Below are 13,513 nucleotides of genomic sequence, written 5' to 3'. Positions count from 1 at the left end.
GTCTCACTCCGTCCAGGTCAGCGAGTCGGCCACCGCGTCGAAGAGGCCGACCATCGCGTCCGCGATCGGCTCCAGTGGCGTGGAGAAGGACAGCAGCAGGAACGCGGTCGCCCCGGGCACGGGGAGGTGGTACTCCACCGTGGTGGACGAGTACGCACGGTCGACCGAGTCGTCGCGCCGCTGCGCCACCCGCTTCCTGATCCGCACCGCGGGGCCCGACGACAACTCCTCGACGCCGACCTCCTGCCCCTCGGGCCCCTCGGCTCCCAGAACCTGCGCCAGCGCGTCGAGCGGCAGCGACTCCGCGTGGGGCAGGGGCGCGAGGGTGACCAGCAGCGAGGCGGGAACGGTGAAGGGGCCCGCCTGCTGGAGACTCAGGTACAGCTCGATGCCGCCGCTGCGATACGCCTTGGCCGCGCGGGCCCGGAGGTCCTTGCGCAACTCGTCCTTGAGGTGGGGCGCATCGTCGATGCCGTGGAACTGCCGCTCGACGAGTGCGGCGACCGCCCGCTCCCTCTCGTCCGGTTCCAGCAGGATCCTGAACCAACCGTCCGGCAGCAGCAGCCGGTAGTCGCGGGGCGGGACGGCCGCCGGCATCTGCTCCGGTGGTGTCACGACGGGGTCACCTGCTCTCGCGCCGGCCGGTCGAGCACGAACCTGCCGCGCAGTTGATGGATCGCGTACGGGAAGAGGTGCAGCGCCCCGCCGATGGCACCCATCGCTATCGCCGACCAGGCCGCGGTGGCGTGCGTGTCCAGCAGCCGGGTCCCCTGCACGACGGAGAAGAACGAGCCCAGCGCCATGACCGCCGTCGACGAGACGCCCACGAGGGTGACCGGAAAGCGGGACATGGCGCGCGCCTCCTTCCCGGACGACGGGAGCACGCGCAGGCCGAGCGCCGGTCCCTTGGGCCAGCTGCCCCTGCCGGTGAGCCGGCGTTCGCCCGCCGTCAGACCGGTGGTGTTCCGCAGCGTCGCCCAGCCCCCGTCGTCGGCGCCGAACCACAGCTCCCAGGGCAGGACGGCCCTGATCTGCTGGTCGGGTCCGCGCAGTTCGACCCCGAGGGGCCGACCCGACCGGTCGCGTACGAGCATCAGCGCGGTCACGGCGTGCGGCCCGCGGCGCGGCAGCCAGTGCTCCTGCCCCGAGAAGTCCTTCAGGACGAGGTCGTGCTCCTGGACGCACAACTCGGTGCTCCGGCAGAACCGGACCGTGGCACCCGTACCAGGGGCGGGACGGGGAGCGATGCGTGCCGTCACGGCGACGGGGGCCAGGCGACCCAGCCGCAACCGGGTCCAGCCCCGCAGCGCCAGGCGGGCCACCGGGGCGGCGAGGGCCGCGCCCGCCGAGACCAGCACGAGCCAGGGACGGGCGGTGCCGGTGAACACCAGCACGGTGAACGTGGCGAACCAGACGAGCGCCGCCAGGCCGCGCACCACCCAGTACCAGAGGGGGAAGGGGCTGCCCGGCGACAGGGTGGCACCCGCGCGGCCTCCAGGCCGCGGCGCCACGAGCGGATCGCTTCCGTCCCGCACGGTGTGCAGCGGAACATGCGCGGCCGCCAGCAGACCGGCCGCGCCGGTGCGGCTCAGAAGCTGGGCTCCGTGCACGGATCGCTTCGGCAGTGCGTCCGCCTCGGGAAGCCAGTCGTCGAGCACCACCCGGCCCAGCAACGCCCCTTTGGCGTCCTGCAGTTGGAGCTCTCCCCAGGAGCCAGGGACCGGCGGTCCCATGCGCTCCGCGTCCGCGCCCCCGGCGTCGACGAAGACGGCCCGGCTGACTCCGCCGCTCCCGGGCTCGCCCCCGACCGGGAGGCGGCGCGTGCCGCGACGGTTGCGCAGCACCAGCTCGCGCCCGTGCGCCCGCTCCTCCACGAAGAGCCGGGCCCGATGACTCAGCTCCACGCCGGGGCCCCGCTGGGCGCGGGGCCGCAGAGCGGGCTCCGGCAGGGCGGTACGGAGGCGCGGGCCGGGGCTGCCGGTGCCGTGGGCGGCGGGGTCGGTGCTCATACGGGGGCGCATTTCGGTTCGGAGGAGAGGAGGGGAGACATTCCGGTTCGGAGGGGATCGGAGGAACGGGGAGGAAAGCAGAGGAAAGGGGACAGGCCAGCGGGTGCGGACGGGCGAGCAGGGCAAGGCGTCATCCCGTGGTCCAATCCACGAGGGACGTCACCGGGCCGTACACGCCTTCCGTCCCGGCGGCGACGCCGGTGAGCGTGGCCCCGGTCCAGACGTTGGTCTGACCGGTGAAGTTGTTCAGCGCGCCGCTCACGTTCGGCATGCCCGCGGCCTCGGGGGCGATGCCCCGCAGGTCCGCCGCGGTCCTCGCCAGATCGGGGTCCAGCGTCCCCGCCGACCTCGGCGGCGCCATGCCCCTGAGACCGTCGCGCCAGCCCTGGCCGGAGAAGGCGTTCCTGACCGACTTGACGCCGTCGACGGTGTCCCGGGTCATGGCCGTGGGGCTGAAGCCCTCCTTGAGGTTGCTCCAGCTCGGCAGCTTTCCCCTGGGCATGTTCGCCATGGCCTCAGCCGCGCCCTTGCCCCGGACGGAGCCCTGCGCTCCCCGATTGGCCAGGTTCCAGGCCTTGTTGGGCTTCATGCCCGACGCGAGCGCCTTCTTCGCCAGCGAGCTGCGCGCCAACGCCTTGGTTCCGGCGGCCGCACCCTTCGCCCCGGCCATGGCGGCGCGTCCGAGCCCGAAGGTGGCCACGCCCACCGCGTCGAGGAACACCGACTTCCAACTGCCCTCGCCCCCCAGGGCGAGAACCAGGTCGGTGGCCAGGGCCACCACGCTCGCGGCCAACGCGATCACGTTGGCGACCGCGGCGATGGCCTGCCCGATCACGGGGATCCACCCCAGGGCCAGCGCGGCCACACCGGCCCACAGGGCGATGCGGCCCGACCATGCGGAGATCTGCCGGAGCCAGCCGGCGTTCTCATGGACCCAGTTCTTGAACTTGTCCCGCCAGCCGTCCTTGAGCCCGTCTCCCTCGATGACGTCGTGGATCGCGTCCGCCGCCCGCTTCTCGGCCGCGTCTCGGATCGCCTTGGCGGTACCCAGCGCCTTCTTGGCGCCCTCCAGGGCAGTGGCCGCCTGCTCCTTCTGCTTCTCGTACTTCCGTGTGTCCGGGTCGTCCTTCGGGGTGTCGTCCGGCTGCCCGTCGAGGGATCGCCGGGCGGCGGCACCCTCGCCCTGCGCGGCCTCCGCGTCCTGCAACGCCTGGTCGGCCATCTGCTGGGCCCGGTGGAGCTCCGAGGCGTACTCGGTGCCGCACACTCCGTCGACCACCCTGGTCCCCAGCGCGTCCGCGGCCTCGTCGTACCGCTTGAACGCCTTGCGGAGCTTGTCCCCGGCACCCTCGGCCGAGCCCCGGAACTCGGTCGCCGTTTTGCCCTTCCAGTTCTCGACGGACGCCAGCGCCTTGATCTCGCGGGCCTCCTTGTCGATCGCCTCGGCGGTACGCCGCAACTCGCGCCCGAGCCGGGCCACTTCCTCGGGATCTCCCGGAACGGGATCCGCGGACTCGTCGAGAACGCTCCAGCGGTGGGCGGCGGGGCGACGGGCCGTCACGTGCCGGCCTGCTTCCCGGCACGCTTTTCCTCCCGGGCCTGCCCGTCGCTGCGCCGCAGCGCCTCGGCCAGTTCGTGATCGATCTTCTCGTACGCGTCCGCCGCCGCCTTGGTCATCCCGTGCAGCGACCGCAGCTCTTCGGTCAGCTTCTTCCGGTGGATCTTCCAGTTGCCGCCGAAGGTGTCGAACGTGTCCAGCAGGAGCTGCGAACCGAGTTCACCGGTGCCGTACCCGTCAGCGGGATTGCTCCGCTTCTGGAAGGTGTCATGGATGCGCTTCAGCGACCTGGCGCACTCCCTGATCCTCTCGATGTCCGCTTCCTGGTCCCCCACAGCGGCTCCCCCCACCCCGACTGCTACTACACGTATGTAGATCGAAGCTATCACCGCCACCCGCGCGACCGGCAGCCCGTTCCTGCTCCCATGACACGCGGGCCCCACCCGGCACCTCCGGACAACACCCCTGAGACAGTGCGTACATGGACCTCCAGCAGGACGCCGTCGAAGCATTTCTGGCGAAAGACGCGCACCGGCACGGATCCATGTCCGAAGCGCCGGTCGTCACCCGTCGGCCGGGCGGGCACTACCGGGTCGAAATCCCTTCTGACCCTCGGCACGGATTCCCCCCACCCCCATACCCCGGCCTGCTTCTACATTCCTGTAGATAATTCCTCGGGGCGCGCCGCGACAACGCTTCGACCGGCGCGCGAAAGCTGCGAAAGGTATGCGAACACCTCTCGGACCGGGTGCCGACAGCGAACGCGTTCGAGAGCTCAGGAAGCCCTTGAATCTTTGAGGAATTCCCTCCGGAGGGTCACTCGATTCCGCGTCACAACACGGTGACAGTCCGTCGGAATGTCACCTATTGCCCTGGAATCACGCCTGGCCGCGGCCCGTATCGCCTGGATAGGGTCGCCGTTCGGAGCAGGTCCTGCCCTGCCGAGCGACCCCCTATTGACCCGGCCCAGCGAGAGAAGCGCGAGTAGGTTCCATGACCGACTTGGGTGTGGATTACGACTACCTCTACACGATCAAGAAGGACTTGGAGACGGTGCGCAAGGAGTTCAAAGGCTGCACCGGACACCAGGAAGGAATGCGGGAGGAGTACGGATCGCCGTTCGTCTCCGGCGCGATGGACGACTTCACCGGCAACTGGGACGACCACCGCAAGGAACTCCTCGGAAGCATCGAGAAGGTCGGGAAGCTCGTCGAGCAGTCGATCGAGAACTTCAAGAAGCTCGACAAAGAGCTGGCAGAGGCCAACAAACGCAAGAAGCAGAACAAGTAAGGGAGATGCGCGTGGCTGGCCGTCCTGTCGACTGGTCCCCCATTGCCGATTCCGACCCGACTCCGGGCGACCCCCAGGCCGTCCGTACCGAGGCGAAGCGGCTCTCGGACATCGCCGAGACTCTGTCCCGTCAGGTGAAGAAGCTCCGCCAGCTGGGCGACGACGACAACATCAAGGGCGAGTACGCGAAGAGCCTCAAGGACGAGTCGGACGAGCTCGCCGGACGGTTCGAGAAGACCAAGGGACGCTACGAGAAGGTCTCGGGTCATCTCAATGCGTGGGCCAAGGAGTTGGAACACGCGCAGCACCTCGCCGGCAAGGCACGCGCCAAGGCACAGGCCGACGAGAAGGACGAGGAGAAGGTCAAGGAAGCGAAGCGGGACCTCTCCGTGGCCAGGTCCCACTTCAACAGTCACGCGGTGACGGCGCGCGGCAACATCCTGGACGCGATCGACGACGCGGTGGAGGACAGCCCTTGGGACAACCTGGTCGCCTGGGCCAAGGAGCACGCCGACGGGTTCAAGCTCTTCCTCGACGTCCTCAGCTGGGTCGGTACCGCGCTGGCCATCGTGGCGATCTTCGTCCCAGGGCTCAATCTCCTGGTCATCGGTCTGGGAGTCGCGGTCGTGCTGGGCCGCCTGCTCCTGGTGGCGGCCGGCAAGGCGACCCTGATGGATGTCGCCTTCGACGCCTTCGGACTGCTCACGATGGGTCTCGGCCGGGGCGCCATGGCCGGACTCAAGGTGGCGAGCAAATCCACCCGGGCCGCATCGACCGTGCAGCGCGTCACCAAGCTGAAGGGCGGCCTCGCGGCGACCAAGGGGCTGCGCAACCAGTTGGCCAACCGCTTGGCGGCCGCAGGCGACGACACGGCGAAGACCGCCATCCGGCAGGAGATGAACGCCCTGCGCAAGGGAATCGCCGGACGCGCCGGAAAGGTCGCGGAGGAACTGCCGCCCCCCGGAAGGCTGGCCACCGCGGCGCACCTGGGCGACAGCGAGCTCGCGGCGCTGCGCAAGGGAATCAGCGCGAACAAGAAGCTCTTCGGCGAGGGAATCTCGCAGGGCACCAAGGCGGGCGGCAACGCGGCCTACGGCGTCGCCATGGGGTCGGCGTACGCGGGCACCGCCGTGGACTGGGGCGACAAGCTCCTCGGCGACAATGACACCCTGAACGCCGCGAGCGACGGGCTCGGCCTCCCGCACAAGCCCAGCTGGGACGCGTACAACGACTTCAAGGCCGGCCACGGAGTCAGGCAGGCCCAGTCCGCATGGTGAGCACGATCAGCGGTGCGGACCGGCTGTCTCCGGCCAGGGTGCCCGCGCCGGTGGTCCCTCGCCGGCCCGGGCCGCGAAGCACGGAATCAGGAGCCTCGTACATGGTCGACAACACAGCAGCCGGGACCGCCGCTGTCCTTCCTCCCGAGGACCGGGCAGTGATCAGGAACGCGCGGATCGTCCTCGTGACCCCGCTCGCCTTTCTCGTCGTCGCCATCATCGGCGGGGTCCTCATCGACTCGAAGGCCCTGCCCGACTCGCTCAGTGCCGTCTTCCGCGTCCCGGGGCAGGCGCTGCCGCTGCTCGCGGTCGCCGTGCTCTCGGCCGGCGTGGTCGTCCTGCGTCGGCGCGGCCGCTGGCGCCCCGAGTTCACCCTCTACTTCGCCGGGGGTGGGCTCGCCCAGCTCGCCCCGCTGCTTCTGCTGATGCACCACCATCCCGTCGTGCTCGTCGGCCCGCTGCTGCCCGGCGCCCTCACACTCGTCCACGGGGCGCTCGAACGAAGGAGCCGCCGCGATGCCTCCGGCTGACACCAGGAACGCCTTCGGCTACACCCTCGTGATCCCGCCGGGGTGGGCGCGGATCCCGCTCAGGGACGGGACGCAAGAAGCGGTCAAGAAGATCGTCGACGAGGCGGCGGAACGGGTATCGGGAGATCTGCCGCGGGACAAGGTGGCCGAGGCCCGGCTCGAGCTCTACCGGCGCCTGAACACCTCGGTGAAGGAGGCACGCCAGCGTGACGGCGTGGATCTCTACCTCCCCGTGGAGCCCATGCACGGATACCTGATCGCCGCTTCCATCATCGTCACCAAGCTCGACACGGCACAGCACGACGGGGTCGGCCGCCAGGACGTGCTGAAGCAGTTGCTCGCGGGCTCCGCGGATTCCGAGCCGGTCGAGGTCGACGGTTCCGCCGCGGTGCGCAAGGAACGGGCGATGCCTGCCGACGTCGAGAAGGGTGTCGAGGCGCCGTCCAAGCACGTGGACTACCTCGTGCAGGTACCTTCGAGCGGCACCGACTCCGGCTGGGTCGTCGTCAGCTTCAGCACGCTCGGCGACGGCAACCCCGAAAGCGACTTCACCGAGATTCTCGTAGAACTCTTCGACGCCGTCATGACCACGTTCCGCTGGAGGACCGAGTGACTGTCACCTTCTCCCTCGACACCGACAGCGACGCCGCGGTGTGGCCCGCCGTTCCGCTTCCCGGCGAAGGGCGCGGCGCGGCACGAGAGCGCAAGAAATGGGCCCGCCGCACCTCCGAGCTGCTCTGGGGCCTCGTCGACGACGAACCGGTCGACAAGAAGCAGGTCAAGATGCTGGCGTTCGAGCTGGAATCCGTGGCGGAGCAGGTGCCCCGGGCCATTCCCGTGCACCAGCTCTTCCTTTACGTCCCCGACCCGCGCCGGGAGTTCCTCACCTTCCTTGTCCACGCGGGCGAGAGCAAGGGCGAGGTCGAGGCGACGCTCGACGAACTCGTCCAGAAGCACGAGCCGGGGGCGGTCCAGGATCCCGAGGTCATCGATTTCGACACGGAGCGCCTGGGCCGCGGCAGGCGCTCCATCCGCTATTTCGTCGCCGCCAAGGCCGAGGAGATGTGCGTCTCGGTGAACTACGCCTGGCGCATCGATTCGCTCGGCATCGACGTCATCGTGCGGACCGTCGGTGAGGACATCGGCTGGATCACCTCCCACATCGAGGAGTTCGACGCATTCGCCCGGAGCCTGTTCGTCAATCTCGACACATGAGCCGGGATCGCCGGAGCGGCCTCCGTCACGACACGGTGACAGTCTGCTGAATTCGGCGGAGTCGTCCCGCTTTCGACCCTGGCGATTCCCACAACCCACGGTTAACGTCGGCACGCTGGAGACATCCCTCGCCCCACCGGGAGCCGACCGTGAACCGCCGTACCCTGCACGCCACCGCCGCGCTCGCCGCGACCGCCGCCCTGCTTCTGACGGCATGCGGCAGCGGGGACGACGGCGGGTCCAAGGACAGCGACAAGATCGCCGGAGCCGACGACGGTTCGGCGAAGCCGGAGAAGTCGGAGAACCCCTCGGGGGCACCGGCGGCCGACAAGCCGGACGGCGTCGACGTCTCCCTGCCCAAGAGCATGAATCTCGTCTTCGACTGGAACAAGCCGAAGGACAAGAACGAGGCGGCGGCGATGAGTGACGCCGCGAACTTCCTGCGGGCCATTTACCGGGGCGTGGACAAGCGCACCACGAAGGACGCGGCCCTGGCGGCCTATGCGACCGGCGGAGGCCTTCACTACGGCCAAGTCCAGATCAAGGAGTGGATCAAGGGCGGCTGGACCGGCAACGGCACTCGCCGCCACTACCAGGCCACGACACGGTCCGCGCCGAACGGCGATTCGGTCGAGGTCGCCTTCTGCGCCGACACCGGGAAGTTCTACGGCCAGGACGTCAAGACGGGGAAGATCCTCAAGACGGAGCCCAGCGCCAAGGACTTCGCCTTCTACAAGGTCATCATGGTCAAGCACCCCACGGGCAAGGGCCTTTGGCAGGCCTCCAACGTGTCCGTCGAGACGAAGGCGGAGAAGTGCCGGTGAAGAGATCACGACGCACGAACCGCCGGCTCGGCACCGCGGTTGCCCTCGCGATCGGCGCTCTCGTCGTGACGGCGCCCCACGCCGTGGCCGAGCCGGTGGACACCGGCAAGGGCGGGCAGCACGGGGATGCCCGGCAAGAGGGCGGCGGCGACGGGGCAACCGGCATCTACGCCGCGGCGGAGATTCGCTACAGCGGAGCCGTCGCGAAGGGCGGCGGCCGTGGCAACGTCGCCTCCGCCGACGTCACCTGGACTCCCCCGCCCTGCTGGTACGCCCCGATGTACGGCGCCAAAGAGTTCAAGAAGAAGATGACCAAGGAACTCAAGGACGCCATGGGCGCACCCGGCATGACCGGGCACGCCGGTGCCGCGCTCGCGCAGACGCAGCAGCACTACGAGGACGACTACGGCTGGGCGGACACCCCCGGCTACAAGGACTACAACGTCGACAAGGACGGCGAGGGGATGTTCTGGGCCGGGGTCCCCAACCCCGATGAGCCCGACTACCTCAAGCGGAACTCCTGCACCGACCTGCCCTTCTGGGTCGACAACGGCGAGCCCCCGCCGCCCCAGCACGAGGAAGCCATCAAGCCGGAGATGCTCGCGGCCCTGGCCTACCAGCGCATGCAGCTGCCCGACACCAAGGTCTCCCTCGCGCCCGACGGCACCACCAAGGTGAACCTGCCGACGTGGGCCTGGCTCGACAAGGCCGCCTTCGACGACGTCGAGGCGACGGCGGCCGTCGACGTCCCGGGCTTCCACATCGAGGCGACGACGACCGCGAAGCCCAAGTCGCTCACCCTCGAACCGGGCGCCGGCGACGCCAGGCTGATTCCCGCGAGCGGCGAGTGCCCCATAGTCGACGGCAAGATCGGTGCGCCGTACGCGAAGGGCAAGGCCAAGGAGACGCCGCCCTGCGGCATCGTCTACGGCCGCTCCTCCGGCGGTGCCACATTCCCGCTGAAGGCCTCCCTCACCTGGGAGATCAGCTGGACGGGGACCGGCCAGGACGCCCCGGTCCAGATGCCCGACGGCACGATCGAGGTCACGCAGGACATCACGGTCGAGGAAGTCCAGTCGGTCAACCGCTGAGCGCACGCCGAAGAGCACGCGCCGTGACGCACAGGGCCCCACCATCGCGACAAGCGGTGGTGGGGTTCATCCGTGGGGCGATCGTCGGCCGACCTGAGATGCGCCATATCTTCACGTCGAAATGGATGACACTACGTCCGCATACGTCTCCTTGACCCATTTTCGGAACTGGTGACGGCGGCATCGGCACAGATAACGTCGATCTGTCGGACTTGACTCCCTGCAGGGGTGACAGGCGTCCTCGGAACAACGATCCGCACAGCACACGGGGGAAATGATGGGTGGGAGAACCAGGGCAGACCTGGACATGATCAGGGACTGCTCGGACTCACTGTTCAGGATTCACCGCGAGTTCAAGGGAAACAGCAACCCGGCAGACGGATACGACACCGCGCTGGGCAGCGAGAAACTTCGCGACGTATTCGATGATTTCTCGGAAACCTGGAAAAAGACGCGCAAGAAGCTCATGAAGGACATCGAGCAGTTGGCCAAGTTCACCGACACCGCGGCCGACACGTACGACAAGGTCGATCATGAGCTGGCCGAGGCCCTTCGCAAGGCCCGCGCCGAGGCCAAGAAGGGCAAGAAGTGACTGCGCGTCCGAGCGACTGGGAACCCCTGCACAGCGGCGACCCCGTACCCGGCGACCCGTACGAAGTCGCGCGGCTCGGCAAGAAGCTGCGGAACATGGCCGATGAGATAGACAAACAGGCGCGGAACATCAAGGCGCTCTCCACCGTGGAGAGTTGGGACAGCGAGGCCGGTCGCGCGTTCCACGAGATCGCCGATGGAACCGCCGGACGCCTGAAGCGTTCGTTCGAGCGCTACGACGAGGCCGCCAAGGCCCTGGGCACGAAGGTCGTCGACGGCGGGGAGTCGAAGGAGTACGCGAGCGAGCTCAACCGCGCCCAGAAGGTCGCGGACAAGGCGCTCCAGAATTTCCGTGCCGTGGAGGCCGACCTCGGCGACACGGACGGTCAGCTCAAACCGTCCGGAACCAAAACCCCGTCGGACATGTCCGACACCGAGCGCGAGAAGGCCGCCAGGAAGCGTTCGGCGGCTCTCAGCACCCTGGGCGACTGCCGTCGAGAGATCGACCGCGCCAAGGAGATCCGGGACGACGCCGCCAGTGCGGCCGCCAAGCACATCAAGAACATCATTCACCACGACGGGGTCCGGGACCCCGGTGGATTCATGAACTGGCTGGCCGACTGGACCGACAGATTCTCCAATCTGTCGGCGATCTTCTCCATCCTGGCGGTCATCTGCGCCTTTGTGCCACCTCTTCAAGTGCTGCTGCCCGTCTTCACCGCACTCGCGGTCATCACCAGTGCGGCCGCGCTGGCAGGCCACGCCTATGACATGACGGCGAGGGGCGGCAAGCTCAATCTGCTCAAGCTCGGCCTCGACGTCCTGGGCGTCATGCCAGGACTCGGAGCCCTGAAGGGCTTCGGTGCCCTCAAGGGGCTCAAGGGCCTGTCCAAGCTCCGGGGACTGCGCTTCAGCGGCTCGGGCGCCATGGCCGGCGTCACGGACAAGTTCTTCAACGGTGTCGCGGTCAAGGGCGTCAACTTCGTGCTCAAGAAGGCCGGCAAGCCTGTTCTGGAGGGCGAGCGGATCACCGCGGGCATCAAGACCGGAAGCCTCGGCAGCGCGCTGTACAAGATCTTCACGGGCAAGGACGGGGCGGCGACCGGTGACCCCGGCGACCCCAAGCCGATGCCGCAGGGCACCGTCCCGCCCACACCGCGCCCTTCCCCTCAGCCGTCCCCCACACCGTCACCGAAGCCCTTCCACACCGCGCTCGCACACTGAGCCTCCCAGCCACCCCAAGCCAAGGAGCACTTCACATGTCGGACGAGGTAGACAACGACCGGGAACCCGGACCGTGGGAGTACAGAGCACGGGAGGGAATCATCAGGACGATGGTTCCCGGCGAGGTACTGGCCGCGGTACCGGCTGCCCGCGAGGCCGCGGAGGCCGAAGGCCGGCGGCTGCGGTTCGACTTCCTCGACGACGAGGCCGTTCTCACGCTGCTGCGGCTGCGGCACATCGACGACACGCAGCTGCACAACGCCGGAAAGAGGCTGGCGTGGCCGACCGCGCTGATCCTCTTCGGCCTCTTCGCCTACTGGGGCGCGTACGTCCAGTACTGGGAGTCGGCCCGCAACCAGTCGCTCTACTACGCGGCGGCCGGAGTCGTCGTCGCGGGGCTCGTGGCGTTCTTCGTCGGCACGCTGATCCGGCAGTGGGGAAACCGGCCCCGCCAGAAGGTACGGGCACGGGCTGCCGCCTACCGGAAGATCGCTCACATCGCCGCTGAGAACGGCGGTGACGTCCCCGCCTTCTACCCGCACTACGGGCCCTATCCCTTCGCGGCCAACTTCCACCCGGAGGCCGATGAACTCGAGCTGCCCGACAGGAACAGGTTCTGATGACTGCGCTGATGCCCGGCAGCGACGTGACCAAGAGCGAGGGGACCAAGGGTCCCGGGATGTCCTCCGTCGGGGACGGAGAACCGGTACACGTCCGATGGGTCATGCCGGAGGGGTTCTTCGAACTCCCGGCGGAAGCCGATTCCATCGAGGATCTGGCCGACCGGATCGTCGAGTTGGCTCGGGAGATCATGCCCAAGGGCACTCCCGACATGCAGTACCACTGGGCAGCCATGTGTATCGCGACCTATGACGAGCTGATCGACGCCGGGGTGCAGTACGCCGGATTCGTCATCACCGAAGTCGAGGGGACGCGCTGCACCGCGAATGTGAACCTCTCCCTCATCGACCTGGCCGAAGAGGCCCGGTTCAGTCCGGTCCCCCATACCGCGCGGGCACTTCGCGCCCTGGGGCAGGGCGATGTGGACGAGATCCTCCTGCCGTGCGGTCCGGCCGTGTCCTGGGTGGGAACACGGCAAGCACTCATCGAGGCGGCACTCGCCCCCTCCGGGCACGACGAGCCGTTCTGGACTTCCTTCATCAACGTGCAGGTGCCGCTCTCCAACGGCACCGCGGTCGTCCTGGAGATGACGACCCCCACCCAGGAGGGCTGGGACGTCTTCTCCTCGATGTTCGCGGGCATCGCGAAGAGCGTGACCCTGTTCGACGCCCACGGCAGCCCCATCGACACCCGGGGACGGCTCCTGGAGATCGGCGAGTGAGAGCGATCGAGACGCCTCTCCAGCGGGACGAACCACCGGAGGACTATCAACTCCTGGTGCCCCGCGACTGGTTCCGCATCGATCTCACGCTCGACCGTTGGCGCCCCCAGCTGAAGAAGTTCGTGGACCAGCAGACAGCGGCGCGCCACATGTCCGCGGAAGCGCGCCAGGGGCTGTGGTCCACGCTGCGCAACACCGCCGAGAGCGGCGCCTCCCAAGGAGCCCTGGAACTCTTCCTCAAGTCGGAGTCGGCCGTCGCCGTGTCGTCACCGGCGACCTTGCTGGTGTCGCTGCTTCCGATGCCGGGCGACCTCTACGCGGGGCCCGAGGAATTCGCGCGCACGCTAGCGGAACGCAACGGCAGGGCCGAGGTGTCCACGGTCGACCTTCCGGCGGGCAGGTGCGTGCGGGTGGCCGCGGCGACGTCCCTGGATCTGTTCGTCCACATGCCGGGAAGAGTCGGGTACCTGCACCTCTCCTTCACCGTGCCGCTCGCCGGAATCGACAGCCCCGTGGGTGAGCTGTGCGAGGCCATGGCGCAGTCGCTGCGATGGGTATGACG

General features: G+C 68.6%; 16 protein-coding genes. 12 read left to right on the top strand and 4 right to left on the bottom strand.

Features of this window, described 5'->3' with window-relative positions; translation table 11 throughout:
• Positions 1-3 precede the first annotated feature (3 nt).
• From ACFYXE_RS00510 to ACFYXE_RS00495, 4 genes are all read right to left on the bottom strand, one after another.
• Positions 4-615, bottom strand: coding sequence for a hypothetical protein (locus ACFYXE_RS00510; protein ID WP_389307630.1), 612 nt, complete (start codon positions 613-615; stop codon positions 4-6).
• Positions 612-2,009, bottom strand: a complete 1,398-nt coding sequence (locus tag ACFYXE_RS00505; protein ID WP_389307629.1) for a hypothetical protein — start codon at positions 2,007-2,009, stop codon at positions 612-614. Before ACFYXE_RS00505 ends, ACFYXE_RS00510 begins: the two co-directional genes overlap by 4 nt.
• Positions 2,010-2,139: 130 nt before the next feature.
• A complete protein-coding gene (locus tag ACFYXE_RS00500; protein WP_389307627.1) occupies positions 2,140-3,570 on the bottom strand; it encodes a putative T7SS-secreted protein in 1,431 nt (476 codons plus the stop codon).
• The gene (locus tag ACFYXE_RS00495; protein WP_389307625.1) at positions 3,567-3,902 is read right to left on the bottom strand and encodes a hypothetical protein; all 336 of its coding nucleotides are present in this window, start codon (positions 3,900-3,902) and stop codon (positions 3,567-3,569) included. Before ACFYXE_RS00495 ends, ACFYXE_RS00500 begins: the two co-directional genes overlap by 4 nt.
• Positions 3,903-4,560: 658 nt before the next feature.
• Here ACFYXE_RS00495 and ACFYXE_RS00490 point away from each other — a divergent pair.
• The 12 genes from ACFYXE_RS00490 to ACFYXE_RS00435 all read left to right on the top strand — a co-directional run bounded on the left by ACFYXE_RS00490 (position 4,561) and on the right by ACFYXE_RS00435 (position 13,511).
• Entirely contained in the window at positions 4,561-4,857 is a 297-nt protein-coding gene (locus tag ACFYXE_RS00490; protein ID WP_361165359.1) for a hypothetical protein, read from the top strand.
• Positions 4,858-4,868: 11 nt separating this feature from the next.
• Complete coding sequence (locus ACFYXE_RS00485) at positions 4,869-6,134, top strand: hypothetical protein (RefSeq protein ID WP_389307623.1); 1,266 nt, start codon at positions 4,869-4,871, stop codon at positions 6,132-6,134.
• Between the two features lie 158 nt (positions 6,135-6,292).
• On the top strand, positions 6,293-6,664 hold the full coding sequence (locus ACFYXE_RS00480) for a hypothetical protein (RefSeq protein ID WP_389307621.1): 372 nt from the start codon (positions 6,293-6,295) through the stop codon (positions 6,662-6,664).
• On the top strand, positions 6,651-7,277 hold the full coding sequence (locus tag ACFYXE_RS00475; protein ID WP_389307619.1) for a hypothetical protein: 627 nt from the start codon (positions 6,651-6,653) through the stop codon (positions 7,275-7,277). Before ACFYXE_RS00480 ends, ACFYXE_RS00475 begins: the two co-directional genes overlap by 14 nt.
• Positions 7,274-7,879: a hypothetical protein gene (locus ACFYXE_RS00470; RefSeq protein WP_389307617.1), complete on the top strand. Its 606-nt coding sequence runs from the start codon at positions 7,274-7,276 to the stop codon at positions 7,877-7,879. Before ACFYXE_RS00475 ends, ACFYXE_RS00470 begins: the two co-directional genes overlap by 4 nt.
• 149 nt (positions 7,880-8,028) lie before the next feature.
• Entirely contained in the window at positions 8,029-8,703 is a 675-nt protein-coding gene (locus ACFYXE_RS00465) for a hypothetical protein (RefSeq protein WP_389307615.1), read from the top strand.
• Positions 8,700-9,794: a hypothetical protein gene (locus tag ACFYXE_RS00460; protein WP_389307613.1), complete on the top strand. Its 1,095-nt coding sequence runs from the start codon at positions 8,700-8,702 to the stop codon at positions 9,792-9,794. Before ACFYXE_RS00465 ends, ACFYXE_RS00460 begins: the two co-directional genes overlap by 4 nt.
• A gap of 307 nt (positions 9,795-10,101) precedes the next feature.
• A complete protein-coding gene (locus ACFYXE_RS00455; RefSeq protein ID WP_361165338.1) occupies positions 10,102-10,386 on the top strand; it encodes a type VII secretion target in 285 nt (94 codons plus the stop codon).
• Positions 10,383-11,609, top strand: a complete 1,227-nt coding sequence (locus ACFYXE_RS00450; protein ID WP_389307611.1) for a hypothetical protein — start codon at positions 10,383-10,385, stop codon at positions 11,607-11,609. The genes ACFYXE_RS00455 and ACFYXE_RS00450 overlap by 4 nt, the downstream gene beginning before the upstream one ends.
• A gap of 35 nt (positions 11,610-11,644) precedes the next feature.
• Positions 11,645-12,229, top strand: coding sequence for a hypothetical protein (locus tag ACFYXE_RS00445; RefSeq protein WP_361165333.1), 585 nt, complete (start codon positions 11,645-11,647; stop codon positions 12,227-12,229).
• Positions 12,229-12,951: a hypothetical protein gene (locus ACFYXE_RS00440; protein WP_389307608.1), complete on the top strand. Its 723-nt coding sequence runs from the start codon at positions 12,229-12,231 to the stop codon at positions 12,949-12,951. Before ACFYXE_RS00445 ends, ACFYXE_RS00440 begins: the two co-directional genes overlap by 1 nt.
• A complete protein-coding gene (locus tag ACFYXE_RS00435; protein WP_361165327.1) occupies positions 12,948-13,511 on the top strand; it encodes a hypothetical protein in 564 nt (187 codons plus the stop codon). The genes ACFYXE_RS00440 and ACFYXE_RS00435 overlap by 4 nt, the downstream gene beginning before the upstream one ends.
• The last annotated feature ends 2 nt before the right edge of the window (positions 13,512-13,513 follow it).

Source organism: Streptomyces sp. NPDC002564 (assembly GCF_042889645.1).
In the GTDB taxonomy this organism is placed as follows: domain Bacteria; phylum Actinomycetota; class Actinomycetes; order Streptomycetales; family Streptomycetaceae; genus Streptomyces.
Note: the sequence above shows the minus strand (reverse complement) of the source record. Positions and strands in the feature narration are given on the sequence as shown.

What these genes read in the sequence shown, in the direction of transcription:
- ACFYXE_RS00505 (WP_389307629.1), bottom strand. Translation starts at nt 2,009, where the DNA reads ATGAGCACCGACCCCGCCGCCCACGGCACCGGCAGCCCCGGCCCGCGC.
- ACFYXE_RS00490 (WP_361165359.1), top strand. Translation starts at nt 4,561, where the DNA reads ATGACCGACTTGGGTGTGGATTACGACTACCTCTACACGATCAAGAAG.
- ACFYXE_RS00475 (WP_389307619.1), top strand. Translation starts at nt 6,651, where the DNA reads ATGCCTCCGGCTGACACCAGGAACGCCTTCGGCTACACCCTCGTGATC.
- ACFYXE_RS00455 (WP_361165338.1), top strand. Translation starts at nt 10,102, where the DNA reads ATGATCAGGGACTGCTCGGACTCACTGTTCAGGATTCACCGCGAGTTC.
- ACFYXE_RS00445 (WP_361165333.1), top strand. Translation starts at nt 11,645, where the DNA reads ATGTCGGACGAGGTAGACAACGACCGGGAACCCGGACCGTGGGAGTAC.
- ACFYXE_RS00440 (WP_389307608.1), top strand. Translation starts at nt 12,229, where the DNA reads ATGACTGCGCTGATGCCCGGCAGCGACGTGACCAAGAGCGAGGGGACC.